The following is a 24,946-nucleotide window of genomic DNA, read 5'->3' as shown; positions in this document are numbered from 1 at the left end:
AGGGTAAACCTGCCCACAGGGGTGCCCTGTGGTGGTGCCCTCCCCGCTCTGTTAAAACCTGAGAGTTTTGGTTCGCAGCTACCCATCACGCTTGGTAGCGGGCGCGAATTTTGCCCCTTCGGTGGGGGTTTGATGCCCCTCTCCAGAGTTGCCTAACTGAGCGGTACATGTGCCTGAGAGTTTCCCGGGGAGGGTTTGCTCCTTCGGCGCCGGTGCCCGTGGTCCCTCAACCTCGGGTGTGTACGGTCTCTCCCGCACCAGTTGTAACGGCGTTATAGTTTTATCAACCCTTATTGTGCCACACCTTACACCTCGAGCACCAGATGAGCGGCTTTCGCGCCTCAATACAGGCGGCATCAGAAGGCGGACGCAACCGCGCCCCGCTTCCCTGCCCGAAGGCAGGAAAACAGGGCGCGGGCGTCCTCGGAGTACATCCCCTCATAGCTGAGGGGGTATGAGATTAGGCGGGACGGGCAGCCTTCTTATCTGAGGCCATCCAGAGGGAGACCACAATGGAGATGACGCAGGTGGCGCCCAGGGCCAGAACACCCCAGAAGTAGTTGCCGAAGGCGGTGTAGGCAGCTCCCATGATCAGGGGCGGGAAGTAGCCGCCCAGGCCACCGGCTGCTGAGACCAGGCCCGATACGGTGCCGGTGTCCTGCGGGCGAACGACCTTACCCAGCCAGCCGTAAATGGTGCCGGTACCGAAGCCCACAAAGAGGGCCATGACCACATGAATCAGGGCGTTCACGGTGGTGCTCTCAGGCTCAAAGGAGATGCAGATGGCCAGCACGGTCATAGCAACGAAAACGATGAGGGTGGTGAGCTTGCCGCCGAACTTATCGGCTGCGACCCCGCCGAAGGGGCGGGCCAGCACGGCGCAGATCGCGAACATGGCAGCAAAAGTACCGCCGGCAACGGCCTCGTAGCCGTAGATGTTCTGCATGTAGGTAGCGAGGAAGTTTGAGAAAGCTACGAAGGCACCGAAGACCACAGCGTAGATGAAGCAGAGCTGCCAGGTGATCAGCTTCTTAGACACAGCCAGAATCTTGGGTAGAACCGGCTCGGGGGTGCGGGCCTTCATAACGGGTGAGTCACGGATGAAGAGCCAGACGATGACGGCGTAGGTCAGGGCTACGCAGCTCATAATGACGTGGGTGGGAAAGTAGCCGAAGGCAGCCAGCATGCGGGGGTTAAAGAAGGCAGCGCAGGCGGTACCGACCATGCCCATGCCGAAAATACCGGTGGCTAGGCCCTTGCGGTGGGGTTCAAACCAGGCCGCGGCGAAAGGAATGCCCACCGCGAAGATAGAACCGCCAATGCCCAGAAAGAAGGCTGCCAGCAGGAGTAGGGAGAAGTTACCCATCTGCCCCACCAGGCCGGTAATGAGCACCATTGAACCGGTCAGGGTCAGCATGATGGTGAACATGATGCGGCCACCGAAGCGGTCGGTCAGCGCACCCACCGGAATACGGGCCAGGGAGCCAACAATCACCGGGGTAGCGATCAGCAGGGAGCGCTGCCCCTCGGTCAGACCGTAGGTTTCGGTGTAGTACTTGGCCAGGGGGCCAATCATGGTCCAGCCCCAGAAGCCAATCATGGAGGCCAGGGCCGCCATAATGACGTACTTAAACTGGCCAGCAAGCTGCGGATCTTTCGCAGCAACAGCCGTAGTAGACATGGTGTTTTCCTTAGTGGTGGTGGTGCTGGCGCTCGACCGTGCGGGCGTCCTTATTCACGGAGTCTGCGGTGCCTACCGGCGACCAGCCGCGGGCGTGGTTACGCTTGCCCCGCGAGCGGTAGACGATGTAGGGCCGGAAGATGTAGTGCAGGGGTGCGGTGAAGGCATGGACCAGGCGGGTGAAGGGCCAGAGGCAGAAGAGGATCATGGCAACGACCACGTGGATGTGGAAAGAGGTGGTGGCGCTGGCCATGGCTTCGACGTTGGGTTGGAAGTAGAAGAGGGAGCGGAACCAAACCGAGACGGTTTCGCGGTAGTTGTGCTCTCCCTCGATTTCCATGGCGTTGAAGAGGGTGGCGACCGAGCCGAGGACGATGGCGCTGGTGAGGGCCACGTACATCATCTTGTCGTTCCAGGTGGTGGCCCGGAAGACGGTGGCGCTGGTGCGGCGGCGGTAGATCATGGCGAAGAGGCCGATGAGGGTGGCGACCGCTGCGATGGAGCCCAGTACCAGTGCGTTGAGGTGGTAGAAGTGCTCCGAGATGCCAACGGCGTCGGTCCAGGATTTGGGGATAACGAGGCCGACGATGTGGCCTACGAGCACAACCAGGATACCGTAGTGGAACATGGGTGAGGCGATGCGTAGAAGCTTGGACTCATACATCTGCGATGAGCGGGTGGTCCAGCCGAACTGGTCGGTCTTGTAGCGCCAGATGGTACCGCCGATGACGATGGCGAGGGTGATGTAGGGGAAGATGCCCCAGAGGAAGAAGTCGAGGGCGTTGACTGTGGTGGTCACAGGTGGGCTCCGTTCTTGTGGTCGGCGCCGACGGTGGCGCCGGGTGTCTGTTCGTGGGGCAGCAAAAGGGGTAGCAGGCGGGGGTCGCCGGGGGCCAGGGCTAGGCCGACGGCTTCAGCGGGCGGGCCTGCTGTGACAAGTTTCTGCACGTCTGCCTGGGTTTCAGGGGAAACTCCGGGCAGGGTCTGGCAGACCGCTTCGATGAGCTCGTAGTAGGGCAGGTTGTCATCCCGTAGGGCCAGGCGTAGCAGCTCCAGGGAGGGGCGGTAGGCCTGCAGGGCAGCGCGGCCGGCGCGGGCGTCCACCAGGGCGGTGAACTCCAGCACCATGGGCAGGTAGTCGGGTAGTTCCCCGTGCAGGGTGGTGACCATGCCGGAGTCCCGGTACATCTGCTTGAATCGGGTGAGGGCCTCACCGCGCCGCCGGGTGTCGCCTTCGGTCCAGTAGGACAGGTGGAAGGCGTGGCGGCGGGAGAGGTCGTATTCCTGCACGTACTCGGCCTGAATTTCTTCAAGGCTGTGCTCTTCGTACCAGCGGCTGATGGCGGCAACACCTTCTATCAGGTCGGTGTTGCCGGTTTCAGCGGCAAGCTGGGTGAGTTCGGGTAGCAGGGCCCGGGTCTCTTCGGAGGGGTAGCGCATGAGCACGGAGGTGACCTGGTAGATCACGGCGTCCTCGGGGGCGCCGCTCCCCCAGTCCATGTCGAAGGGGTCGCCCGATGCCGGTAGCTCGGGTTCTACCTCAGCCGGGGTTCGTTTGAGGAGCTTGGAGAAAAAACCAGCCACGCCTAGACCTTCTTGCTACCGGAGGTATCGGGGAAGAGGGAGTCGGGGCGGGTTTTGCCGTCCCAGAGGAAGATGTCGACCTTGCCGTCGGCGCGCTGGGCGTTGGCGTAGCTACCGGCTGATACGGGAACAGGTCGGTCACCGGGGTCGGTGAAGGCGCTGTCGTAGAGCATGCCGGGGCCGCCGTCGGTGTCCAGGGAGCAACCGATTTCTTCCAGGTTGTGGGCATCTTCCAGGTGGGCCGGAGGAATGACGTAGCGTTCCTCGTACTTGGAGATGGCCATGAGGCGGTACATCTCGTACATTTCAGCACCGGTCATACCAACAGCCTGGGCGATGTCCTCGTTGCCGACACCACCGAGGGTGATGTCACGCATGTAGGCGCGCATGGCGGCCAGCTTCTTGAGGACGTTGACCACGATGGTGGTGTCCCCTGCGGTGAAGAGCTCGGCTAGGTATTCCACGGGAATACGCAGGGCGTCAATGGCACCAAAGAGGTTTTCCTTGCTCTCGGCATCGTGGCCCTGCTCCTGAAGCAGGTCAATGATGGGTGAGAGCGGCGGGACGTACCAGACCATGGGCATGGTTCGGTATTCGGGGTGCAGCGGAAGAGCGATCTTCCATTCCTTGGCCAGCTTGTAGACCGGGGACTTCTGGGCTGCCGTAATCCAGGAGTCAGGAATACCCTGCTTGGTTGCCTCGCGAATCACCTCGGGGTCGAAGGGATCGAGCATGATGTCGAGCTGGGCCTGGTAGAGCTGCTTTTCATCGGGTACAGAGGCAGCTTCGGTGACGCGGTCGGCGTCGTAGAGGAAGATGCCAATGTAGCGCATGCGGCCCACGCAGGTTTCGGCGCAGACGGTGGGGATACCGTGCTCGATGCGGGGGTAGCAGAAGGTACATTTTTCGGCTTTACCGCTCTTGTGGTTGAAGTAAATCTTCTTGTAGGGGCAGCCGGTGATGCACTGACGCCAGCCGCGGCACTGGTTCTGATCCACCAGCACGATGCCGTCCTCTTCGCGCTTGTAGATAGCGCCGGAGGGGCAGGAAGCCATGCAGGAGGGGTTCAGGCAGTGCTCGCAGATGCGGGGCAGGTAGAACATGAAGGTACGTTCAAACTCGAACTTAATCTTCTCTTCTGACTGCTGGCGAACCTTCTCCACCAGGGGATCCAGGTGGCCGTTTTCGGTGGCACCGCCCAGGTTATCGTCCCAGTTGGGGCCCCACTCGATGGAGGTATCCTCACCGGTAATCAGCGACTTGGGGCGGGCGGTGGGGAAATCATCACCCAGCGGTGCGCTGGTCAGGTTCTCGTAGTCGTAGGTCCAGGGCTCGTAGTAGTCCGAAAGCTCGGGCTGGACCGGCGAAGCGAAGAGGGTAAAGAGCTTCTTGAAGCGGTTACCGCTCTTGAGTTCCAGACGGCCGCGCTTGTTGAGCACCCAGCCGCCCTTCCACTTCTCCTGGTCTTCGTAGCGGCGGGGATAGCCCTGGCCGGGGCGGGTTTCAACGTTGTTGAACCACACGTACTCGGTGCCAGCCCTGTTGGTCCATGCCTGCTTGCAGGTCACGGAGCAGGTGTGGCAACCCAGGCACTTATCAAGCGCCATAATCATTGATACTTGGGCCATAACGCGCATTAGTAGGTTACCTCCTGCTTGCGGCGGCGGATTCTGGAAACAATATCTCGCTGGTTACCGGTGGGTCCCAGGTAGTTGAAGGCATAGGCCTGGTGGGCATAGCCACCGATAATGTGGGTGGGTTTGACCATGATGCGGGTGACCGAGTTGTGGATACCCCCGCGCTTGCCGGTGCGTTCAGCCTTGGGCACGTTCACCAGGCGCTCCTGGGCGTGGTGCACGTAGACAACACCCTCGGGCATACGGTGGGAGACCACCGCGCGTCCCACAAAGACACCGTTGGTGTTTTCGCACTCAATCCAGTCGTGGTCTTTCACGCCAATCTTTGCTGCATCCTGCGGGCTCATCCAGGCGTGGGTGCCGCCGCGTGAGAGCGTCTGCATGTAGAGGTTGTCGTGGTAGGAGGAGTGGATAGCCCACTTGTTGTGGACGGTGACGTAGCGAACGGCAACGGAGAGGTCGCCGGTTTCGCCCAGTTCGGGCTCGCCGAAGAGGTTGTGCATATCCAGCGGCGGGCGGTAGACCGGGAGCTGCTCCCCCATCTCGCTCATCCAGTCGTGGTCTAGGAAGAAGTGCATACGACCGGTCAGGGTGTGGAAGGGCTTGAGCTGCTCAATGTTCAGGGTGAAGGGGGCGTAGCGGCGGCCACCTGTCTCTGAACCTGACCATTCGGGTGAGGTGAAGACGGGAACCGGGCGGTCCTGGGTGTCGCGGAAGCGGATGCGCTTCTCTTCGTTGCCCTCGGCCAGGTGGTGCATCTTTTTGCCCACCCGCTTCTCCAGGGCCTTGAAGCCCTTGAGAGCAACCGGGCCGTTGGAGGTACCCGAAAGCGCCAAGATAGTATCAGCCAGCTTGACGTCGGTATCCAGGGCGGGAAGACCCGCGCCCTTACCGCTACCCATGACACCGTGTTCTTGGGCTAGGGTTGCCAGCTCGTCATTCACATCGACGGTCACGAACTTGGTGGTTGTTCCCAGCTTAGAAAGCAGGGGGCCGACCGAGGTGTACATGTCGTAGAGGGCCGGGTAGTCACGTTCCACCACGGCAAAGACCGGCATGTTCTTGCCCGGAATACCCTGGATGTTCTGGTTCTTCCAGTCGGGGGCGTGACCGCCGGGCTGGGCAATCTGGCCGGGGGTATCGTGCTGGAGGGGCACAGAGACCAGGTCCTTGCGCACGCCCAGGTGCTTCTTAGCCAGCTTGGAGAAGACGTAGGCCAGTTCCTTGAAGATCTGGTGGTCGGTCTTGGTTTCCCAGGGCGGGTTAATAGCCGGTGAGAAGGCGTGAATGTAGGGGTGCATGTCGGTCGAGGAGATGTCGTGTTTCTCGTACCAGGTAGCGGCGGGGAAAACGACATCCGATGACAGGGTCGATGAGGTCATGCGGAAGTCGGTGGTGACCAGCAGATCCAGCTTGCCAACCGGTGCATCGTCCTGCCAACGTACCTCATCGGGGCGGTTCTCGGCGTCCTTGCTGATGTTGGCGTTCTCATTACCCAGCAGGTGGCGCAGGAAGTACTGCTCACCCTTAGCCGATGAGCCCAGCAGGTTATTACGCCAGAGCATGAGGGTGCGGGGCCAGTTAGCCGGTGCGTCAGCGTCCTCAACGGAGAACTCCAGGTCCCCGGAGTTCAGGCGCTGGGCTACGTAGTCAGCGGGTGACTCGGCGGTACCGGCCTCCGTTGCTTCTGCGCCCTTATCGGCCAGATCCAGGGAGTTCTCGGGGAACTGCGGGTAGAAGGGGGTCCAGCCCATGCGCACGGCGCGAGCCAACAGGTCAGCGGTGTGCACCCCGGCCAGTTCGCCCTTAGCCAGCGGCGACTGGAGCGAGTCGGCGGAGTAGCCGTCCTGACGGAACTGGTCGGTGTGCATGTACCAGAAGGAGGTGCCGGCCTGGGTACGGGGCGGGCGGTACCAGTCCAGGGCGTTAGCCATGTGTGCCCACCCGGTAATGGGACGGGCTTTCTCCTGTCCCACGTAGTGGGCCCAGCCACCGCCGTTACGGCCCTCGGCACCGCACATCATGAGCAGGGCTAGAATCGCGCGGTAGGTGGTGTCGCCGTGGTACCACTGGCAGATACCGGCACCCATGATAATCATGGTGCGGCCACCCGAGTCGATGGAGTTCTGGGCGAACTCGCGGGCGGTGCGAATCACGGCTTCGGCGGGTACGGAGGTAATAGCCTCCTGCCAGGCGGGAGTGTACTGGGTGTCCGCGTCCTCAAAGCTCTCTGCCCAGTGACCGGGCAGGGAGGGGCGGCCCACGCCGTACTGGGCCAGCATGAGGTCAAAGACGGTGGTGACTTCGTGGCCCTCCACAATAACGGTGGGAACGCCACGGGTCACGACCTTGCCTCGACCTGAGGGCTCGTCGAAAGCGGGGAGCTTGATTTCAGCGGCACTGGTCAGGGTACCCTGGGGCAAATCCAGGATAGAGAGCGCAGGCCTAACCCCCTGTAGGTCAAGGTTCCACTTACCCTCGTCCTCAGCGTTGTAGCGGTAGCCCATGGAACCGTTGGGCACAACAACTTCACCGGTTTCGCGGTTGAAGAGGGCAGTCTTGAAGGCGGCATCGGCAACCTCGCGGTGAGCAGCCAGGTCTGCGGCGGTCAGGAACTTGGCGGGCACCTTGCTACCGTCTTCACGGGTTTCCAGAGTGACCAGGAAGGGGAAGTCGGTGTAGGTGCTGGTGTAGTCCTCAAAGAACTCCACCCGCTGGTCCACAAAGTTCTCTTTGAGAATGACGTGGCCCATGGCCATAGCCAGAGCGGCATCGGTGCCGGGCTGGGCGGGTAGCCATTCGTCGGCGAACTTGGTGTTATCGGCGTAGTCCGGGGAGACAGAGACAACCTTGGTGCCACGGTAGCGAACCTCGGCCATCCAGTGGGCATCGGGGGTGCGGGTCACCGGAATGTTGGAGCCCCACATCATCAGGTAGGTGGCGTCCCACCAGTCACCGGACTCGCGTACATCGGTCTGGTCGCCAAAGACCTGGGGTGAAGCTACGGGCAGGTCGGCGTACCAGTCGTAGAAGCTGGTCATTACACCGCCCATGAGCTCGATGTAGCGGGCACCGGAGGCGTGGGACACCATGGACTTAGCCGGAATGGGTGAGAAGCCGATGTTGCGGTCGGGGCCGTAGGTCCTAATGGTGTGAATCTGGGCGGCGGCCACCATTTCTAGGGCTTCTGCCCAGGTGCCGCGCACCAGGCCGCCCTTACCGCGAGCGGCGGTGTAGGCACGGCGCTTGGAGGGGTCCGAGACAATGGAGGCCCAGGCTTCGACGGGGTCTCCCAGACGGGCGCGGGCTTCGCGGTACATTTCCAGCAGTACACCGCGGATGTAGGGGTACTTCACGCGGGTCGGTGAGTAGGTGTACCAGGAGAAAGCCGCGCCACGGGGGCAGCCGCGCGGTTCGTACTCGGGGCGGTCGGGGCCGACGGTGGGATAGTCGGTGGCCTGGGCTTCCCAGGTGATTACGCCGTCTTTGACGAAGACCTGCCAGGAGCATGAGCCGGTGCAGTTGACGCCGTGGGTGGAGCGGACAACCTTGTCATGGCTCCAGCGGTTGCGGTAGAAAACGTCGCCTGCGCGGCCGCCTTTGAGGAAGGCTGCGCGGCCGTCGTCGGTTTCGTCCCACTTGGTGAAGAATTTGCCAAATTTGATGAGCTTGTCAGTGAGCGGCCCGTCGGGCCCAGGTGTGTGTGATGCCTGCTGTGTCATGGGCACCAGTTTACCCAAAATATTGCGCAATAAATACCGAATAAAAATTTTCGCTAATTAAGCATCATACGTACATACATATATTTAGCGGGTCGGGGCAGACAGAAGCCCTAGCTCTGCGTTTTTAGCCAGGCGTCAATGCCACCTTCAACACTGTAAAGGTCACTAAAACCGGCGGCGGTGAGCAGGTTCAGAGCCTCAAGCGAGCGCACCCCGGCTGCACAGTAGAGGGCGTACCGCCCCCGATGGCTGGGCAGCACGGTATCGATAGCAGGTTGCAGACTGGTATCGCTGGCTGCTTGGCGAATCAGGGAAAGCGGCAGGTTGAAACTACCCGGCACGGCTAGTGCCCGGTGCTCGTGCGGCTCCCGCACGTCAATCAGGGGCACCCCTTCAAAATAGGCGGAACCCGCAATATCGGCCCAGGTGACTTCCATGCCGTACTGGTCAGGCTCGGCGGTAGCAGGCTCCCAGTCAGTAGCAGGTGGATGCACTGATTCAACAGGACGGGCAGGCTCGGCAGGACGGGCAGATGCAGCCGCCTGCCCCTCCCCCGATACCTGATGACTGGCGTCCGCACCGGAAGCAGATGCAGGAGTGGCGCGGGTGGACGATGCGACCAGGGGGATGTACTCCCAGCGGCCGGTCAGGCCGGTGTAGTAGCCCACTTCACCTATGAGAGGCTGGCCGATACCGGTCAGCAGTTTGATAGTTTCCATGGCCATGGCCGTGCCGATTACACCGGCGAGCGCGCCGATGACACCGGCGGTGGCACAGTTAGGCACCGAGCCGGGTTCCGGCTCAGCCGGGTAGAGGTCTTCGTAGACCGGCCCGTGCCCTGCCCAAAAGACGCTCATTTGGGCGTCAAAGCCGAGGATTGCGCCCCAGACGTGGGGAATGCCCAGGGCTGCTGCGGTGCGGGAGGCTGTGTAGCGGGTGGGGAAGTTGTCGGAGCCATCCACCAGCACATCTACCCCGGCCAGCAGTTTTTCAGCGTTGGCGTCGGTCAGGCGTTCCTTGATGGTTTCGACCGCAACCAGAGGGTTAAGTTCACGCAGGGTCTGGGCTGCTGAATCTGCCTTGGAAGCCCCGACCCGGGCGTAGGAGTGAACCACCTGGCGGTGCAGGTTAGAGGTTTCTACCGTGTCATCATCGATCACGATAATGCGCCCAACACCGGCCCCTGCCAGGTAGAGCAGGGCCGGTGAGCCCAGCCCGCCAGCGCCCAGCACCGCAACCGTTGCCGCGCTCAGTTTTTCCTGCCCCTTCTGCCCCAGCTCCGGCAGGATCATCTGCCGCCCGTAGAGCTGGTAGGCCAGCGAGGTTAGTTCAGAGGTCATAGGAAGTCTTTCTCTAGAGTAGGGCTGGGCCCACTTGCCATTTCATACCTTCGACTCGAAAGCCTTAGCCGGTAGGCGTATCGATTCCTACCCACTGCACGCTGCCGTCGGTGAGTTCTTGCTCTTTCCAGATGGGCACCTCAGCCTTGATGCGGTCGGCGGCCAGGGAGCAGGCGGTGAAGGCTGTGCCGCGGTGGGCGGCAGCGGCAAGTACGGTGAGGGCTGATTCTCCGATGGGGATGGGGCCGATGCGGTGGGCTGCCCAGAGGCGCACGCCGGGGATTTCGTGTGCCACCGAGTTCAGGGTTTCTTCCAGGTAATCGGATGCCTGGGGGTGGGCGGAGTAGGCTAGGGCGGCTACCGGCTGGCCGTGATCGTGGTCGCGTACGATGCCGTCGAAGACGACGAGGGCGCCCATGTCGCGGGTCATGGTTGCCTGCTTGGCGGCAGCGAGGAGGGGTTCGAGGGGCTCTTCGGTGATGGAGGCGTGTACAACTGTGGAATCTACCGGTTCGAGCGGACGCCCGGCGTAGGGGTTGGCCGGTGAGGGGCCGGTGGTGTGAGGGCTTGTGGGGTTAGTGGTCATGGTAGTCCTCTAGCTGGCGGCAGATGTGGGTGACGAGGGGTTCGAGTACGGCGCAGCCGTCCTTGACTCCTCCGGTGGAGCCGGGCAGGGTCATGATGAAGCTGGTGCCGATGACGCCGGCGATTCCGCGGGAGAGGACGGCGGCGGGGGTATTTTTGAGGCCCTGATTCCAGAAGGCGTGCATGATGCCGGGGACTTCTTTGGTGAGGTGGGGGCGCACGGCTTCGACGGTTGTGTCGTCTGAGTTGAGGCCGGTTCCACCGCTGGTCAGGATGAAGGTGGGTAGGTTACCGGCAGCGACTAGCCGGTCGATGTAGGCGGGGACGTCGGCGTCCGCTACGACGACCGCGTCGGGGGTGTCGAAGCCTTGGTCGCGCAGCCAGGCTACGGCCAGGGGGCCAGATTTGTCTTCGTAGATTCCGCGGGCGGCCCGGGTCGAGGCCACGATCACTAGGCCGGTGCGGTTCTCGGGCAGGGTGTAGTTGCTGCTCACTGCTCCACCTTCCAGTCGCCGGATTTTCCGCCGGTTTTTTCCAAGACGCGTAGGCCGGTGATAGTGGCCTGCTTATCGACGGCCTTGATCATGTCGTAGACGGTGAGGGCTGCGCCGGAGACCGCGCTGAGGGCTTCCATTTCTACGCCGGTGACGCCGCGGGTTTTGACCAGGGCTTCGATGCGGACGCGGTCGGGGTGGCGTTCGAAGTCGATGGTGATTTTGCCTAGGGGTAGGGGGTGGCAGAGCGGGATGATGTCGGGGGTTTTCTTGGCTGCCATGATGCCGGCGACGCGGGCAACGGGCAGGGCGTCCCCCTTGGGCAGGTCGGCGTCGAAGATTTTGTCGATGACGTCCGCCCGGGTGATGACGTAGCCTTCGGCTATAGCAGTGCGGGTAGTTTCGTTCTTTTCGGTGACGTCAACCATGTGGGCGCTGCCGTCGGCACGCACGTGGGTGAGGTTTCCGTTGGGGGTGGGGGCGGTCATGGTCCTTGGCTTAGCCTCTCAACACAAAATTAATCAGTATTTACTATACGTGATTTGCTGGCAAGGGTGTCTATCTGCACCTCACAGGGCAATATACCGCACCGGTTCACCGCCGCGGTAGGTGCGCCCGGGTTCCAGTTCCACCAGGGCATCGGCGCGGGCTGCCTGCAGGAGCAGGTGAGAGCCGGTTGCGGCGTCCGGAGTCAGCAGGGTGAGGACGCTCCCATCCGCCCGAGCCTGCCGAGTGAGGCGGGCGCGGCGGTACTGGGTTTTTCCAGCCGGTGCCGCGATGGGGGCATCGAGCACCAGCTGGCCGTAGGCGTCCGGCTCATCTTCTGCTGCCAGGTGGGCCAGGGCAGGGCGCAGGAGCAGGTGGTAGCTAATGAGGGTGCTCACCGGGTTGCCCGGAAGGCAGAGTACCGGCAGCACCCTGCCGTCGGGGGCCTCGAGTAGGGCCAGCCCTTGGGGGCCGCCGGGCTGCTGGGCAATATGGCCAAACCAGCTAGCCCTCACCCGCTCCCCACCGGCAGGAGCAGTAGCCAGAGCCGCCAGCCCCAGACGCACCACCTCGTATTTACCGTGGCTGATACCGCCGCTGGTCACGATGAGGTCGGGCACCCGATGGGCTAGGGCACCTTGCAGGGCCGTACAGAAATCTTCTACCGAGTCCCCGATGGGTAGGTGGTCGGTGGTGCAGCCGTCCTGATGAAGCAGGGCCGCCAGCACCGGGCCGTTGGCGTCAAAAATCTGCCCGGTAGCAGGCGCCCGGCCCGCCCCAGCGACCTCGTCGCCACCTGTCACCACCAGCACCCGAAGGGGTCGGTAGACCGGCACGCTCGCGATTCCCTGGGCGGACAGGGCGCCGATGAGGGCCGGGGTCAGGCGACTGCCGTCCTCTGCTAGGAGCTGGCCTGCGGCAACGTCCTCACCCACAGCCCGTACGAAAGCACCGGGGGCAGCCGGGGGAACCTCAACCTGCCCGCCCTCGGCTACGAAGCCCGCAGCGTCTGTCTCTCCGGCCACAGGGCTGGTGCGCTCGACGGGGATAACGGTGGTGTAGCCGTCCGGCAGCGGAGCCCCCGTCATAACCGGGTAAACCAGGGTATCGCTCACCGGCAGCCCCTCCCCGGTGGCCCCAGCAGGAACGTCCTGTCCCACCCGAAAAACCCGCTGGGCTGCCCGGGCGGCAGCGCTGGTGAGGGCGTAACCGTCCATCTGGGAGTTGGCGAAGGAGGGCTGGGGGGCTAGCGCGTAGAGGGGTTCAGCGAGCTGAGCCCCGGCAGCCTCCCCCAGGGGCAGGCTATAGGGGGTGCGGGTAACGGTGGCAGCCACCAGGTCGCGCACACAGGAAGCATAGACCTGCGGCTGAAGGCGGGAGCCGGAGGGAAGCAGGTGGGCAAGGCTTTCTGCAGGGGTTTCTGTAGGCAGCGTCATGAGGGGCGGCCTCCTTTCAGTCGTCCCAGCCAGAGGGCCAGGGCTCCGGCGGCGAGCAGGCTGAGGTAGAGGGCAATAAGCATGAGGGCTGCGCCCAGGGCTGCCTCCATGCGGTTGGAGCTCAGAGCCAGCTCAATGGCCAGGGGGATGGTTCGGGTGATGCCCTCGATATTTCCGGCGAAGGTAACGGTTGCCCCGTATTCGCCCAGGGCACGGGCGAAGGTCAGGACGGCCGCCGTCAGCAGGCCGGGGGTGGCCAGCGGGAGCAGCACCCGGGTGGTGACCTCCGCGGGGCTGGCCCCCTCAAGCCGAGCGATTTCGGCATACTCTGGTGGCAGGGCCCGCAGGGTGGTGACCAGGGTAGCTACGAAGAAGGGCAGGGCAACAAAAGTTTGAGCCAGCACCACAGCCAGCGGGGTGTAGGCCACCGAGATACCGGCGGTATCGAGCCAGGATCCGAACAGTCCGCGTCTACCCCAGAAGAAGAGCAGGGCTAGACCCGAGACCACCGGGGAGAAAATGATAGGGGTATAAATCAGCCCGTAGAGGGGCCAGGTCAGGCGGCGGGCCCGTGATCTTTCGAGTACCGTGGCAAGTACCAGGGCGGTGGGGGTGCCCAGCAGGGCCGAGATAAGGGTAGTCGTCAGGGCTGTGAGCACCGAGAGCCTCACCGCACCCAGGGCAGCCGGTTCCGTCAGAAGCTGGGGTAGGCTCCCCCAGGGAGTCCGCACCAGAAGGGCCAGCAGGGGCCCGGCAATCAGGGCCAGGGTGAGCAGGGTGGGGAGCACAGCGTGGGCCGGTACGGACGTAAAGGGGCTACCGCCGGGCCGGGGCGGGGCGGGTGCGGGGCCGGGTGTGCTCATAGTCCTAGTTTAGGCTGGTTCGAAGCCGTAGGCAGTGAGAATCTGGGCAGCTTTTTCAGAGGTGACGAGCCAGTTGGCGAAATCTTGGGCGCTTTCCTTGGCCTGGCCTGTGGCGGTCAGGGCAAGGGGGTAGGCGTTGCGTTCTAGGTCGGGCAGGTCGATGACGGTGATATCTTCGGTGGCCGAGAGGGCGGTGGCGTCGGTGGAGTAGATAAAGCCGGCATCTGCCTGGCCGGTAGCCACCTTGGTGGCGACCGCCGAGACATTTGCTTCTTCGGTGGAGGTCACAGGGGTGATTCCCTGGCGGCTGAGCTCCTGGTGGGCCAGGCGTCCGCAGGGTACTTCCTGGGCGCAGATTGCGGTCATTACGCCGCTTGCAGCCAGGTCATCCACGCTATCGACGGCGGCGGGGTTGCCGGGGGCGGTGGCCAGCACCAGGGCGTTGGTGGCGATAGTTTCAGGGGTGGAACCAGCCAGTTCTTCAACCGTGTCGATAGCCTGGGTCATGGTGGTGCTATCGGCGGTAATCAGCAGGTCGGGGGTGGCCCCTTCGGTCATCTGGGTTATTAGCTGGGATGACCCCGCGTAGGTGGCGGTGATGTCGGCCTGCGGGTTTTCTTGGCGGTAGGCTGCGATGAGTTCATCGCCCACAGCTCCCAGGGAGGCCGCCGCAAAGACCTGCACGGGGGCGTCCGCACCGATGCTCCCCTGGCTGCTCTCGGGGGCGGACGCCGGTGAGCCGGGGGCGCAGGCCGCAAGGGCAAGAACGAGGGGCAGGATAGCTAGGATGGGGCGGCGCACGAGTCCTCCTGGCGCGGGTAACAGTAGCCTGGGCTGGTTTATTTCTATAGATTAGTGTAGAGCCAGGTGGTGTTCTTCACCCGGTTTCGATAGGCTAAATATTACATCTGAAATACTGATTAAGATTTGTGAAAGTGTGGGTATGCCCCAATCCTCCGCCCCCGTTCCCCCGGTTCCCCTGGGTTCTACGATTCCCGTGGTCACCGGTGGTCTGGCTGCCGCCACCCGGCAGGGGGCGCCCACCAGCGGGCCTCTCGCTGACCGCTGGGGTAGAACCGCCACAGACCTGCGCATCTCGCTCATGGACAAGTGCAACCTGCGCTGCGTCTACTGCATGCCTGCCGAGGGGCTCAACTGGCTCCCGGGCAGCCAGCTTCTCACCCTCGATGAGGTGGTCCGCCTGGTACGGGTGGGCGTACAGGATCTAGGGATAGAAGAGGTACGCTTCACCGGCGGCGAGCCCCTGGTACGAGCCGATCTGACCGACATCATCGCAGCCGTCCGCGCCGACCACCCCCACCTGCCCATCGCCCTGACCACCAACGGCATAGGGCTTGAGAAAAAAGTGGACGCCCTGGCAGCAGCCGGGCTCAACCGGGTGAACGTCTCCCTCGATACCATCTGCCCCGAAACCTTTGCCCAGCTCACCCGCAGAGACAAGCTGGCCTCCGTGCTCACAGGAATTGAGGCGGCAGCAGCAGCCGGGCTCACCCCCCTCAAAATTAATGCTGTCCTCATGGCCGGGGTCAACGACACCCAGGGCCACGAGCTCCTTGCCTGGGCGCTGGAAGGGGGCTACCAGCTCCGTTTTATCGAGCAGATGCCCCTGGACGCCGACCACAACTGGACGCGCGAAGGCACCATCACCGCCGAGCAGATTCGCCAGCGCCTAGCCGACCACTACGACCTGCTGCCCCACGGGCGTCCGCGCGGGGCCTCACCCGCAGCGCTCTGGGACGTCTACCCGCTCGGTCACGCCGGTACAGCAGACCCCCTAGGTCAGGTGGGCATTATCGCCTCGGTCACCGAGCCCTTCTGCTCAGCCTGCACCCGGACCCGCATTACCGCCGACGGCAAGGTGCGGTCCTGCCTCTTCTCCCTGACCGAGACCGACCTTATGGGTGCCCTGCGCGGCGGGGCCAGCGATGCTGAACTGGCCCAGATCTGGCGCGGAGCCATGTGGGCCAAGCCCAAGGCCCACGGCAAGGACACTGTCGGCTTCGATACCCCCGATTTCACCCAACCTACTCGATCAATGAGCGCCATCGGCGGCTAAGATTCAAGGACTTTCTATGCAGATTAACTTTTTCGCCGCAGCCCGGGCGGCAGCAGGCCGCCCCAGCCTCACCCTCGATCCAGCCCAGCTACCTGCCCCAACTCTTGCCGGGATTCGTACCTACCTGGCAGAAGAATTCACCGGTAGCACTCCCTCGGGCCAGACCCTGGCCGATATTCTGCCGCGCTGCACCTTCCTCGTCGACGGGGTTGCCGCCACCGACGAGCAGCTCGATGCCCCGGCACTCCTGACACAGGCTAAGCGCCTGGACGTACTTCCGCCCTTTGCCGGTGGCTAGGAGGAAAACCCGGTGAACACCCCCAGCTACTCGGCCCTGATTCTAGCGGGTGGACGCTCCTCCCGCCTGGGCGGGGTGCCCAAGGCCCTGCTCTCCAACGGTGAGCACACCCTGCTCGACGGAGTTCTCGCCGCCTGCACGGGTGCGGAGTATCGCGTGGTCGTCGGACCGGCAGAGCTCCCCCTGCCCGCGGGCGTCCTACAGACCCGGGAAGAACCAGCTTTTAGCGGGCCAGCAGCCGGTATTTCTGCCGGGCTTGCGACCCTGGCAACAACCCAGCCTGACTTTTCGGCACTCTCCCACCACTGGATACTGGTGCTTTCCTGCGACCTGCCCCGAGCCCGGGCCGCTGTGCCCCTACTTTTGCAGGCGGCGGCGTCCGCACCGGATGAGGTCACCGGCTACTGGGCTGTCTCTGAGGGCATCACCCAACCCCTGCTGGGCATCTACCGGGCCGCGGCTCTTGCTCCTGCCTTTGCAGGGGATACCGCCAACGCCTCCGTCCGCCGCTTTCTCAGCCCCCTTGAACCTGCAGAGCTAGAGCTACCTGTCGACCTGACCGCCGATATTGATACCTGGGAGGCCGCCCGCTCCGCAGGCTACACCCAGGCACCGCCCCAGCCCTAAGGAGGACCACCGTGCACCACACCAGCTGGCACCAGGCCAGGCAGCTCCTGCACCGGGCAGGGGAGGCCCTTACCCTTACCGAAGAAGAGATTCCCCTCGCTGAAGCCGTCGGCAGAACCCTAACCCGTGATGCCCGTGCCCTGCTGCCCGTTCCCCACTACGATTCCTCAGCTATGGACGGCTACGCCACCGCCGGGGCCCCGCCCTGGCAGGTACTGACCCACCCGCCAGCTGCCGACGGGGAGAACATCCACCGCAAAACCCTCCCCCTCGCCCCCGGCCAGGCAACCCCCATTCTGACCGGCGGGCTGCTTCCCCCCGGTACTGAAGCTGTCATCCGCCAGGAACACGGCCTGCGAGAAGGCAACACGCTCAGCCCCGATCCCCGCTTTTTTAGTGGGCAGGGCTACCCCAGCCCGGGGGCCGACATCCGCCGGGCGGGCGAAGAGCTCCCCGCAGGCAGCAGCGTACTTGCTGCGGGCACCTGCATTAATACCCGGCATCTCGGCGCCCTTGCCACCCTCGGTCTCGATACCCTGACCGTAACCGCCTGCCCCACCGTAGCTATCGCCTACACCGGCAACGAAATTATTACCGCAGGTCTCCCCGGCCCCGGCCAGGTGCGTGACGCCTATTCTCTGGCCTTCCCCTCCATCATCGAAGATCTCGGGGCGGCAGTCACCAGTACCTGCCGACTACCCGATAGCAAAGCCAAACTCACCGACTGGCTCACCACAACCCGCGCCGACCTACTCCTCATCACCGGCGGCTCCTCAACCTCCACCGCCGACTGGGTACGCCGAGCCCTCCACGACCTTCAGGCCAGCTACCTCTTCGAATCGGTAGCCATCCGCCCCGGCCACCCGGCCCTAGCCGCCCACCTACCGGCCAGCAGCAACCTGGCAGCACCGCTCGTCCTGGGCCTGCCCGGCAACCCCCTTGCGGCCTACACCGCCCTCTACTCCTACCTCAATCCCTGGCTCACCGGCGCCACCGCAGCCCCCCTAGACGAGCTGCCCACCGGCGTCCTCACCCATGAGGTACCCGGCTACCGCAAACACGACCTGCGCCTGCTACCTGCCAGCCTCAGCCCCTCGCCCCACGAGGCAGCTCTCACTCCCCTGCCCAAAACCCAATCCCACATGCTCACCTCCTTCGCCACAGCCGACGCCCTCGCCCTCGTCCCGCCGGCTGGTGCGGTAGCAGGCAGTACTGTTAGCTACCTCCCCCTGCCCCACTAGCCCCACCGCGCTACCCCGTTCTAAGAAGCATCGCAAAAACGCCCCGTCACACAGCTCAACACTTCTCTGCGCCTGTTAGACAGGACTTATAATTAAGAACAACCCGAGCCGAACTCAACAGACCGGAGCCCCGCGTGCCCAAACCAAAACTCGGCGATGTCGCTGCGCTGGCAGGCGTCTCCCCCACCACGGTCTCCCGTGTGCTCAACAACCGGGGCTACCTCTCCGAAACCACCCGCGTCAAAGTCTTCGACGCCATGCAGCAACTCGGCTACCGGCCCAACGCCATCGCCCGCTCCCTCCAGGGGCAAAAAAGCCAGCTCATCGGCCTAGTCTTCCCCTCCGTCGCCAACCCCTTCTACGGGGAAATGGCCTACCGCATCGAATCCCACCTGGCCGACATCGGCTACAAGACCATTCTCTGCAACAGCAACGACCACCCCAAATCAGAGCAGCGCTACCTCGATATGCTCATAGCCAACCAGGTCGACGGCGTTATCACCGGCGCCCACTCCCAGGTTGTTGCCAACTTTCCCCATCTGGGCGCTCCCCTTATCACCATCGACCGCCAGCACACCGGCCGCGGCCCCAACATCAGCTGCGACAACTTCGACGGGGCCTACCGGGCCACCCACCTACTTCTTGACGGTGAGGCCACGAATATCCTGCACATCACCTCAACCGTCTCCCTCGACAACGCCCGCCAGCGCGGCTACCAGCTAGCGGTCACCGAAGCCGGCTACACCCCGCATATCCTCGAACTGGGCTTCACCACCCCGCAGGCCACCAAACGCGAGCGCATCTTCACCTACCTCGACGAGCACCCGCAGGTTGATGCTGTCTTCGCCTCAAACGATGTCTACGCCGCCATGGTGCTGGGCTATGCCCGCACTAGCGGCCGGCAGGTGCCCCAGGACCTACAGGTCATCGGCTTTGACGGCACCGAAACCAGCCGGGCTCTCCTGCCCGAGCTAACCACCGTGGTGCAGCCCATCGACGCAATGGCCCAGCGGGCCGTCGCCCAGCTCATGCACGCCATGAACGGCGAAGAAAAAGAGCTCACCGGCAGCGATACACTACCGGTGAGCCTTCATGAGGGATCAAGCACCCGCTCCCTGCTCTGGGCAGAGAACGCGGTGGCATAAGCTAACGTCCCCTGCCCGACTTCTCCGCGATTTCTATTCTTTGACACAGAGCTCACTCATGAACGCCCCTGAACCAAAGGAAAAAGAATATTACTTATTCCGGTGGTGGTCATGAAGCGACACCTGGGTCACCGGAGCCGGGTGCAACATGCCCAGGGCAGGCTTGCCGCCCTTAAACCGGAAAAGCTCAACAAACCCGTGGCGGGCATAGAGAGAAGCTGACCGGTAGGTAGAAGCCTCCAGGTAGGCGGGCACCTCGCCCAGGCGCTCGCGGCGGTAATCCAGCAGGTGGGAGCCGATGCCGTGCCCGCGGGCGTCCTCGTGCACACCGATAGTGTAGAGGTACCAGTGGTCGAATTTTGGGCGGGCCGCCAGCAGGCGTAACTCGGTGACGGTGGCACGGGCCAGCCCCTTCCCCAGCACCCGGTAATAGTCGGGCAGGGCCTTAATGTCGGCCAGCAGGTTACCTTTCTGGGCTTCCGGCGAGAGCCAGAGGGCAGCACCCAGCACCTTACCATCGGCAGTGACGGCGATATCGATAGTGCCCTTCGGGGCGTAGGTGGTGCGTAGCTGAAACTCAAAGAGCCCGCGGACGGTCTCGGTGCGGCCGTCCCCGCCCATAGCCTTGTTCATGACCGGGTCGTGCTCAAAGGCATTGGTCAGCGCCTCAATCACGCCGGGGTAGTCAGCTTCGGTCGCTTCACGCACGGTAAAGTCGTAGGTTTGCTCGGGCATGGAATCCTCCTGGGTACGGTGTTACCTTTCAAGATTACCCGGTCAAGAAAGCTCTAGAGAGAGTTTTCCTTGCGCCTTCTACGGAGGGGGTGCCCCTGCATCGCAGCTCGTTGGCTCGGGGCTGGCGTGAATTGCGACGAGCCTCCAGGCGAGGAGCAAGAGGGTCACGAGCCAAGATGTAGGGGCACCCCCGTACTGGTGTAGCGCAAAGCAACCCGCTCCGCGCGCGTCCTTATCAGCAGGACGGGCAGGAAGGCAAAGTAGGGACAAAACCAAGGCTACCGGGAAGCATCCCCACCTGGCTTCACCGCAGACAAAAACAGACAGGCACCCACTCCCGCGCTGGGAGTAGGCGCCTGCCATTTAAGCTAAAGTTTCTTAGCCCTTGCGAGCTGCGGTGATGAAGTCAGCACCGGCTGCTACGTCGCTTCCTGCATTGGCAACTGTCAGGTCGGCAACGGAGCTCTTGGCGTTGGTGATAACCAACGGGGTGGTTACGGGGTAGCCTGCAGCCTTGACCTGCTCCAGGTCGAACTCCACCAGCACCTGGCCGCGGGTGACGGTATCGCCCTTCTTGACCTTGGGTTCGAAGAACTTGCCGTCCAGTTCCACGGTATCGAAGCCTACGTGAATCAGGATTTCCAAACCGTCTGCGGTACGGATGCCGAAGGCATGGCCGGTGGGGAAGGCGACGGTTACTTCGCCGTCTGCAGGAGCCACAACCACACCTGCGGTCGGCTCAATGGCGGCACCGGGGCCCAGGGCGCCTGAGGCGAACATCTGGTCGCTCACGCCGGCAAGCTCGACAACGGTACCGTTCATGTGGGCGGTCAGAGCGGACGCGCCAGCGGCGGACGGTGCTGCCGCGGGAGTAGCTGCGGGGGCGGGAGTCTGCGCTGCAGTGTCGTCGCTACCGCCGAAGAGCTTTTTGAAGAAGCCTGCCATGGTTGTCACCTCATAGTGGTTGGGAGTGGTGGGGCCGCTGTGTGCGGCGTCTCCACCAGCCTACCACCGTCGATAACCTGTGAGACAGGTCTTACTGTGTCCTGCCGGTGCCAGGTCACGGAAAATTTTTCGCCCCGTGCGCTAAGGCACCGGCGCCATTTACCCTAGTCTTCTACAAGCCGGGCAGCTTCGAGGCTCAGCACGGCCGCCTCGTCTGCTACCAGGCGGACGGTGCGCTTAGCTCCGGTGAAGTAGGTTCGGGATGAGAAAACGGCGGCTCCCCCATCGAGGAAGAGTTCAGTTCCAGAGGCGTCGACCAGCAGGTCGAAGGTGCGGGTAGCGCTGTGCTCTAGGGTTCGATGGCGTTCTGCCCCGCCAACGGTGTAGCGGCTGCCGGTGCGGTCCAGGTGGGCGCCGTCCTCGCTCAGGGTCAGCACCAGGGCCTGCCCCGCGGCGTCCTCAACGATAATCTGCACGGGCTCGGCTACCGCCACCTCACCGCACAGGCGCCAGACGCGGGCGTCTGCCAGTTCCGCGATCTCGCCATGAGCTGCGGGCACAACAGGGGCGGGCGCCAGGGCGCTATCAAGCTGCTCCACGGGGTTCTGGTAGATACGACCAGCACGCAGGGTGAGACGGCGGGGGTAGGTCTGCATGTGCACCCAGTGGTTGTCCCAGGAGGGCTGGTCATCCTGGTCGGCATTGCCGAACCAGCCCTGGAGCACCGCGTGGGAGCCGTCCTGCCCTACTCCGTGGAAGCACTGGGGGGCGTAAAACTCGGTACCGGCGTCCAACTCGGTGAAGGGGGTGGTGACCTCAAAGTGGGTGCCGGTGAGGGTGCCCACGATGTAGCCGGTCTGGAAGATGTTGTTGTACTTCTCCCCGTCGGCCTCCATGCCCTGGGGGCTGAAAATCAGCACGTCCTTGAGCTTTCCGGTCTCCTCGTCGCGCAGCTGAATCAGGCCGGGGCACTCGTACATGTAGCCCAGGTTGGCCAGGGCGGGGTCTGAGAAGGTGAGTTCCCCGTCGAAGGTCCAGGTGCGGCGGTCAGGTGAGGAGTAGAGCACCACGGCCCCGGTTTCGTCCTCGCGCTGGGCACCGATGACGGCGTAGAAGGTGCCCTCGCGTTCAATCACATGGGGGTCGCGGTAGTGGGCTGTGTAGCCCTCTTCGGGGCCGTTGATAAAGACCTCTTGCTTGGTGAAGGTCTTGCCCTGATCGGGTGAGGTAAAGAGTACCTGGTAGGCCTCCCGGTTGCCGTCGGCGTCCTTGACATTGCCGGTGTAGAAGAACTCAAAGGTGCCATCCTCGCCCACGAAACCCGAGCCCGAGTAGCAGCCGTTCTTATCGAACCAGTCGGTGGGGGCGATGGCGGTGCCGCGGTCCTGCCAGTGGGTGAGGTCGTCGCTGGTGGCGTAGCGCCAGAAGACGGCGCGGGTGGGGTGCACCGGGGAGTACTGGTAGAAGGCGTGGTAGGTGCCTTCATGATAGATCAGCCCGTTGGGGTCATTGAGGCGGCCCACGGGCGATGCCAGGTGCAGGGCCGGGTAGTCGGGGTCGGTGCGCACATGCTTGTGGTAGGTGGCATAGGCTTGCTCGGCGGCTGCGAGCAGTTCGGCGGCGTCCGGACGTCCGGGCTTAGTCACGCGGGGCTCCTTGGGTGAGTACGATAGCGGGGGTCTGTCAATCGTTAGTCATATCCAGCTTACCCCCTGCCTTCCCCGGAGCCTTAGGTCTATGGGGCACAGAGCAGACCGGCAAATATTCCAGTTTGTGATAGGGGCTAGCCCGCGAAGGTTCTACCGGCAGATGCTGGTGGTGGCGCTTACTGCCAGATGGTCAGAATCGCCTACCTGCTGGTAGGTTATATCCTCGCTGTGAGCAGGTGGCCCCTGCATCACCATGATGTGGTCGATCGGGGCCCGCATTCCTAGCACTCCGCCTACCGGCCAGGTGCCCTCAATCCGGTGGGTGGTCAGGGCAGCATCCGCACCCAGGTGTGAGCGCGCCCCCGCATAGCTGGCCAGGCCGCCGTGGAGCAGAGTCGCGTTAAAGTCGCCGGCAATCAGGACAGGGCGGCTCCCGTCGCGGGCCAGGCGGTCGATGGTGGCTAGGTCATCGCGCCACTGCTGCATGTAGGAGGGCACGGGCGGGGCCGTGTGCACCGCAAGCAGTGAGGGGTGACCACTATCGTCATTTTCAGGAGCCAGAATGAGGGCGCCGAAGGTCATGGGCACTTCCTGCGCGGTGTAGGTGCCCAGCCGGTCGCTCACCAGGGTCAGTGTCGGGGCGATGTGGGCCTTTCCGCTGGTGGAGGCGAACAGCTGGTAGCCCGAAACGCCGCCAGCAAGGGCGGGTGTATCGGGTGAGACTTCAGGGAGCACCAGGAAATCCGGCTCATCGGCCAGCAACCGAGCCAGGGACTGGTCGGTCAGGGTATCGAGGGCGTTGTAGGTAGTGACCCGGTAGGTCTGCATATTAACGCACCCAATAGCAGGTACCCCGCGCGCATTATAGCGCGCAGCCCCGTAGGGGTCGGCGACAGCCAGCAGACTAGAGACGGCACAGGCTACCGCCGTCAGCCCGGCGAGGCAGCGGGTGATTGTGCTGGTTCTAGAGCGCAGGGCTACCAGCAGGGCCGCTATCAGGACGCCCGCCCCGGCAACCGCAAGCAAGGTGGGGAAGGCAACGGCCTGGGCAATGATCAGGCGGGTGGTCAGCCAGGCGGTCACCGGGTGCCCCGGCCAGAGGAGGATAGCTAGCCAGGTCAGAAAACCTGCCAACAGCAGGCACCAGAGCACACGAATCAGAGTCTTACCCATGACCCCAGCCTAGCTAAAACCAGCAGGCAGGGGAAGAGGTGGGGGCGGCGTCCGTCCTTAAACAAAAAGCCGCAAGGGCGGCAACCCGTAACGGGTGCCGCCCCTGCGCCAAAGATAAGAAAAGTAAGAAACTTACTTGAGGGTGACGGTTGCGCCGGCGCCTTCGAGAGCTTCCTTAGCCTTCTCTGCGTCTTCCTTGGAAACGCCTTCGAGAACGGGCTTGGGAGCGCCGTCAACGAGGTCCTTAGCTTCCTTCAGACCCAGTGAGGTGAGGGCGCGAACTTCCTTAATAACGCCGATCTTCTTGTCGCCAGCTGATTCGAGGATAACGTCGAATTCTGACTGCTCTTCAGCAGCACCAGCGTCGCCACCGGCAGCACCAGCAACAGCAACGGGAGCAGCTGCGGTTACGTCGAATTCTTCTTCGAATGCCTTAACGAATTCGGAAACCTCAACGAGTGACAGTTCCTTGAATGCTTCAATGAGTTCTTCGATTGAAAGCTTAGCCATGAGATTGGCTCCTTCTTTGATTCAGTTGCAAGCCTCAGTATTTCAGCCTGCGAGCTTGAAAATTGTGGGGTGGCCCAGGCGAATGGGCCGAAGTCTGTGCGGTGGGCAGAGACGAGGCGATTACTCGGCCTCGGGTGCTGCGCCTTCCTGCTCTTCGAGCTTGATACGCAGAGCGTCAACGGTGCGAGCAACCTTTGCGATTGCGCCCTTTGCGCCGCCTGCGACCTTTGCAAGAAGTACCTCGCGTGATTCGAGGCTTGCAAACTTGTTGATGCCAGCTTCGTCGAGAGCTTCGCCCTCGAAGTAACCGCTCTTAACGATCAGCTGGGGGTTAGCCTTGGCAAAGTCACGCAGACCCTTCGCAGCATCAATAAAGTCGCCCTTGATGAATGCGATTGCGCTGGGGCCGTGGAGCTGACCATCGAATGCGTCGATGCCAACTTCCTTAGCCGCGATAGCGGTCAGAGTGTTCTTTACCACGGCGTACTCGGTCTCAGCACCCAGTGCACGACGAAGTTCCTTCATCTGTGCAACGGTGAGACCACGGTACTCGGTGAGAATTACGCCGTTCGAGGTTTCAAGGAGTTCCTTGATCTCGGAAACAGCAGCAATCTTATCCTGTGTTGCCATGGTGTTCCTTCCAGTTCTTATCCCGCCAGGCCAACAAAAAATGCCCCGACGCGCAGGCATCGAGGCATAATACAAGCCCAGCTAAAAC

The 24,946-nt window shown here is 63.1% G+C and carries 23 protein-coding genes and 2 riboswitches; of the genes, 5 read left to right on the top strand and 18 right to left on the bottom strand.

What is annotated here, in order from left to right; genetic code table 11:
• Positions 1–38: 38 nt before the first annotated feature.
• Positions 39–151: riboswitch (glycine riboswitch) on the bottom strand.
• Positions 152–265: riboswitch (glycine riboswitch) on the bottom strand. It lies immediately after the preceding riboswitch.
• A gap of 195 nt (positions 266–460) precedes the next feature.
• From HWU94_RS03095 to modA, 12 genes are all read right to left on the bottom strand, one after another.
• Complete coding sequence (locus HWU94_RS03095) at positions 461–1,681, bottom strand: nitrate/nitrite transporter (RefSeq protein ID WP_185174269.1); 1,221 nt, start codon at positions 1,679–1,681, stop codon at positions 461–463.
• Between the two features lie 10 nt (positions 1,682–1,691).
• Entirely contained in the window at positions 1,692–2,480 is a 789-nt protein-coding gene (gene narI / locus HWU94_RS03090; RefSeq protein ID WP_185174268.1) for a respiratory nitrate reductase subunit gamma, read from the bottom strand.
• Positions 2,477–3,265, bottom strand: a complete 789-nt coding sequence (gene narJ / locus HWU94_RS03085) for a nitrate reductase molybdenum cofactor assembly chaperone (RefSeq protein WP_185174267.1) — start codon at positions 3,263–3,265, stop codon at positions 2,477–2,479. Before narJ ends, narI begins: the two co-directional genes overlap by 4 nt.
• Before the next feature lie 2 nt (positions 3,266–3,267).
• Positions 3,268–4,902 (bottom strand): nitrate reductase subunit beta, encoded by a 1,635-nt coding sequence (narH, locus tag HWU94_RS03080; RefSeq protein WP_185174266.1) that lies wholly within the window; start codon positions 4,900–4,902, stop codon positions 3,268–3,270.
• Positions 4,902–8,624 (bottom strand): nitrate reductase subunit alpha, encoded by a 3,723-nt coding sequence (locus HWU94_RS03075; RefSeq protein WP_185174265.1) that lies wholly within the window; start codon positions 8,622–8,624, stop codon positions 4,902–4,904. Before HWU94_RS03075 ends, narH begins: the two co-directional genes overlap by 1 nt.
• A gap of 110 nt (positions 8,625–8,734) precedes the next feature.
• Positions 8,735–9,964, bottom strand: coding sequence for a ThiF family adenylyltransferase (locus HWU94_RS03070; RefSeq protein WP_185174264.1), 1,230 nt, complete (start codon positions 9,962–9,964; stop codon positions 8,735–8,737).
• Positions 9,965–10,028: 64 nt separating this feature from the next.
• Complete coding sequence (locus tag HWU94_RS03065) at positions 10,029–10,550, bottom strand: molybdenum cofactor biosynthesis protein MoaE (protein WP_221625859.1); 522 nt, start codon at positions 10,548–10,550, stop codon at positions 10,029–10,031.
• Positions 10,540–11,043: a MogA/MoaB family molybdenum cofactor biosynthesis protein gene (locus HWU94_RS03060; protein WP_221625858.1), complete on the bottom strand. Its 504-nt coding sequence runs from the start codon at positions 11,041–11,043 to the stop codon at positions 10,540–10,542. The genes HWU94_RS03065 and HWU94_RS03060 overlap by 11 nt, the downstream gene beginning before the upstream one ends.
• Positions 11,040–11,531, bottom strand: a complete 492-nt coding sequence (gene moaC, locus HWU94_RS03055; RefSeq protein WP_185174263.1) for a cyclic pyranopterin monophosphate synthase MoaC — start codon at positions 11,529–11,531, stop codon at positions 11,040–11,042. The genes HWU94_RS03060 and moaC overlap by 4 nt, the downstream gene beginning before the upstream one ends.
• Positions 11,532–11,612: 81 nt before the next feature.
• Positions 11,613–12,965 carry a molybdopterin molybdotransferase MoeA gene (locus HWU94_RS03050; protein ID WP_185174262.1) on the bottom strand — a complete coding sequence of 451 codons (1,353 nt, stop codon included), beginning with the start codon at positions 12,963–12,965 and terminating at the stop codon, positions 11,613–11,615.
• Entirely contained in the window at positions 12,962–13,828 is an 867-nt protein-coding gene (locus tag HWU94_RS03045; protein ID WP_185174261.1) for an ABC transporter permease, read from the bottom strand. Before HWU94_RS03045 ends, HWU94_RS03050 begins: the two co-directional genes overlap by 4 nt.
• A 9-nt stretch (positions 13,829–13,837) precedes the next feature.
• On the bottom strand, positions 13,838–14,629 hold the full coding sequence (modA, locus tag HWU94_RS03040; RefSeq protein ID WP_185174260.1) for a molybdate ABC transporter substrate-binding protein: 792 nt from the start codon (positions 14,627–14,629) through the stop codon (positions 13,838–13,840).
• 142 nt (positions 14,630–14,771) lie between these two features.
• Between modA and moaA the strand changes: the two genes are divergently transcribed.
• The 5 genes from moaA (at position 14,772) to HWU94_RS03015 (ending at position 19,216) form a co-directional block, all read left to right on the top strand.
• Positions 14,772–15,905 carry a GTP 3',8-cyclase MoaA gene (gene moaA / locus HWU94_RS03035; protein WP_185174259.1) on the top strand — a complete coding sequence of 378 codons (1,134 nt, stop codon included), beginning with the start codon at positions 14,772–14,774 and terminating at the stop codon, positions 15,903–15,905.
• A 16-nt stretch (positions 15,906–15,921) separates the two neighbouring features.
• Entirely contained in the window at positions 15,922–16,203 is a 282-nt protein-coding gene (locus HWU94_RS03030; protein ID WP_185174258.1) for a MoaD/ThiS family protein, read from the top strand.
• 12 nt (positions 16,204–16,215) lie between these two features.
• Positions 16,216–16,830 carry a molybdenum cofactor guanylyltransferase gene (locus HWU94_RS03025; protein WP_185174257.1) on the top strand — a complete coding sequence of 205 codons (615 nt, stop codon included), beginning with the start codon at positions 16,216–16,218 and terminating at the stop codon, positions 16,828–16,830.
• An 11-nt stretch (positions 16,831–16,841) separates the two neighbouring features.
• Complete coding sequence (locus HWU94_RS03020) at positions 16,842–18,071, top strand: molybdopterin molybdotransferase MoeA (RefSeq protein ID WP_185174256.1); 1,230 nt, start codon at positions 16,842–16,844, stop codon at positions 18,069–18,071.
• A 134-nt stretch (positions 18,072–18,205) separates the two neighbouring features.
• Positions 18,206–19,216, top strand: a complete 1,011-nt coding sequence (locus HWU94_RS03015; protein ID WP_185174255.1) for a LacI family DNA-binding transcriptional regulator — start codon at positions 18,206–18,208, stop codon at positions 19,214–19,216.
• A gap of 90 nt (positions 19,217–19,306) precedes the next feature.
• Here HWU94_RS03015 and HWU94_RS03010 read toward each other — a convergent pair whose 3' ends face one another.
• The 6 genes from HWU94_RS03010 to rplJ all read right to left on the bottom strand — a co-directional run bounded on the left by HWU94_RS03010 (position 19,307) and on the right by rplJ (position 24,858).
• The gene (locus HWU94_RS03010) at positions 19,307–19,951 is read right to left on the bottom strand and encodes a GNAT family N-acetyltransferase (RefSeq protein WP_185174254.1); all 645 of its coding nucleotides are present in this window, start codon (positions 19,949–19,951) and stop codon (positions 19,307–19,309) included.
• A 378-nt stretch (positions 19,952–20,329) separates the two neighbouring features.
• On the bottom strand, positions 20,330–20,896 hold the full coding sequence (locus tag HWU94_RS03005; RefSeq protein WP_185174253.1) for a PTS glucose transporter subunit IIA: 567 nt from the start codon (positions 20,894–20,896) through the stop codon (positions 20,330–20,332).
• 164 nt (positions 20,897–21,060) lie between these two features.
• Complete coding sequence (locus tag HWU94_RS03000; RefSeq protein ID WP_185174252.1) at positions 21,061–22,542, bottom strand: glycoside hydrolase family 32 protein; 1,482 nt, start codon at positions 22,540–22,542, stop codon at positions 21,061–21,063.
• A 153-nt stretch (positions 22,543–22,695) separates the two neighbouring features.
• The gene (locus HWU94_RS02995) at positions 22,696–23,718 is read right to left on the bottom strand and encodes an endonuclease/exonuclease/phosphatase family protein (protein ID WP_185174251.1); all 1,023 of its coding nucleotides are present in this window, start codon (positions 23,716–23,718) and stop codon (positions 22,696–22,698) included.
• 132 nt (positions 23,719–23,850) lie between these two features.
• Positions 23,851–24,228 (bottom strand): 50S ribosomal protein L7/L12, encoded by a 378-nt coding sequence (gene rplL, locus HWU94_RS02990; RefSeq protein WP_185174250.1) that lies wholly within the window; start codon positions 24,226–24,228, stop codon positions 23,851–23,853.
• 120 nt (positions 24,229–24,348) lie between these two features.
• Positions 24,349–24,858, bottom strand: a complete 510-nt coding sequence (rplJ, locus tag HWU94_RS02985; RefSeq protein WP_185174249.1) for a 50S ribosomal protein L10 — start codon at positions 24,856–24,858, stop codon at positions 24,349–24,351.
• Positions 24,859–24,946 lie beyond the last annotated feature (88 nt).

The sequence above is a fragment of the Rothia nasimurium genome, assembly GCF_014217215.1.
Lineage (GTDB): Bacteria > Actinomycetota > Actinomycetes > Actinomycetales > Micrococcaceae > Rothia > Rothia avistercoris.
This window is presented reverse-complemented; position numbering and strand designations above follow the sequence as displayed.

Excerpts from the sequence above, each read along its gene's own strand:
- HWU94_RS02995 (WP_185174251.1), bottom strand. The coding sequence starts at position 23,718 with ATGGGTAAGACTCTGATTCGTGTGCTCTGGTGCCTGCTGTTGGCAGGT.
- HWU94_RS03065 (WP_221625859.1), bottom strand. The coding sequence starts at position 10,550 with ATGACCACTAACCCCACAAGCCCTCACACCACCGGCCCCTCACCGGCC.
- HWU94_RS03095 (WP_185174269.1), bottom strand. The coding sequence starts at position 1,681 with ATGTCTACTACGGCTGTTGCTGCGAAAGATCCGCAGCTTGCTGGCCAG.
- HWU94_RS03045 (WP_185174261.1), bottom strand. The coding sequence starts at position 13,828 with ATGAGCACACCCGGCCCCGCACCCGCCCCGCCCCGGCCCGGCGGTAGC.
- rplL (WP_185174250.1), bottom strand. The coding sequence starts at position 24,228 with ATGGCTAAGCTTTCAATCGAAGAACTCATTGAAGCATTCAAGGAACTG.
- HWU94_RS03070 (WP_185174264.1), bottom strand. The coding sequence starts at position 9,964 with ATGACCTCTGAACTAACCTCGCTGGCCTACCAGCTCTACGGGCGGCAG.
- HWU94_RS03075 (WP_185174265.1), bottom strand. The coding sequence starts at position 8,624 with ATGACACAGCAGGCATCACACACACCTGGGCCCGACGGGCCGCTCACT.
- HWU94_RS03005 (WP_185174253.1), bottom strand. The coding sequence starts at position 20,896 with ATGGCAGGCTTCTTCAAAAAGCTCTTCGGCGGTAGCGACGACACTGCA.
- narH (WP_185174266.1), bottom strand. The coding sequence starts at position 4,902 with ATGCGCGTTATGGCCCAAGTATCAATGATTATGGCGCTTGATAAGTGC.
- HWU94_RS03030 (WP_185174258.1), top strand. The coding sequence starts at position 15,922 with ATGCAGATTAACTTTTTCGCCGCAGCCCGGGCGGCAGCAGGCCGCCCC.
- HWU94_RS03050 (WP_185174262.1), bottom strand. The coding sequence starts at position 12,965 with ATGACGCTGCCTACAGAAACCCCTGCAGAAAGCCTTGCCCACCTGCTT.
- moaA (WP_185174259.1), top strand. The coding sequence starts at position 14,772 with ATGCCCCAATCCTCCGCCCCCGTTCCCCCGGTTCCCCTGGGTTCTACG.
- HWU94_RS03010 (WP_185174254.1), bottom strand. The coding sequence starts at position 19,951 with ATGCCCGAGCAAACCTACGACTTTACCGTGCGTGAAGCGACCGAAGCT.
- moaC (WP_185174263.1), bottom strand. The coding sequence starts at position 11,531 with ATGACCGCCCCCACCCCCAACGGAAACCTCACCCACGTGCGTGCCGAC.
- rplJ (WP_185174249.1), bottom strand. The coding sequence starts at position 24,858 with ATGGCAACACAGGATAAGATTGCTGCTGTTTCCGAGATCAAGGAACTC.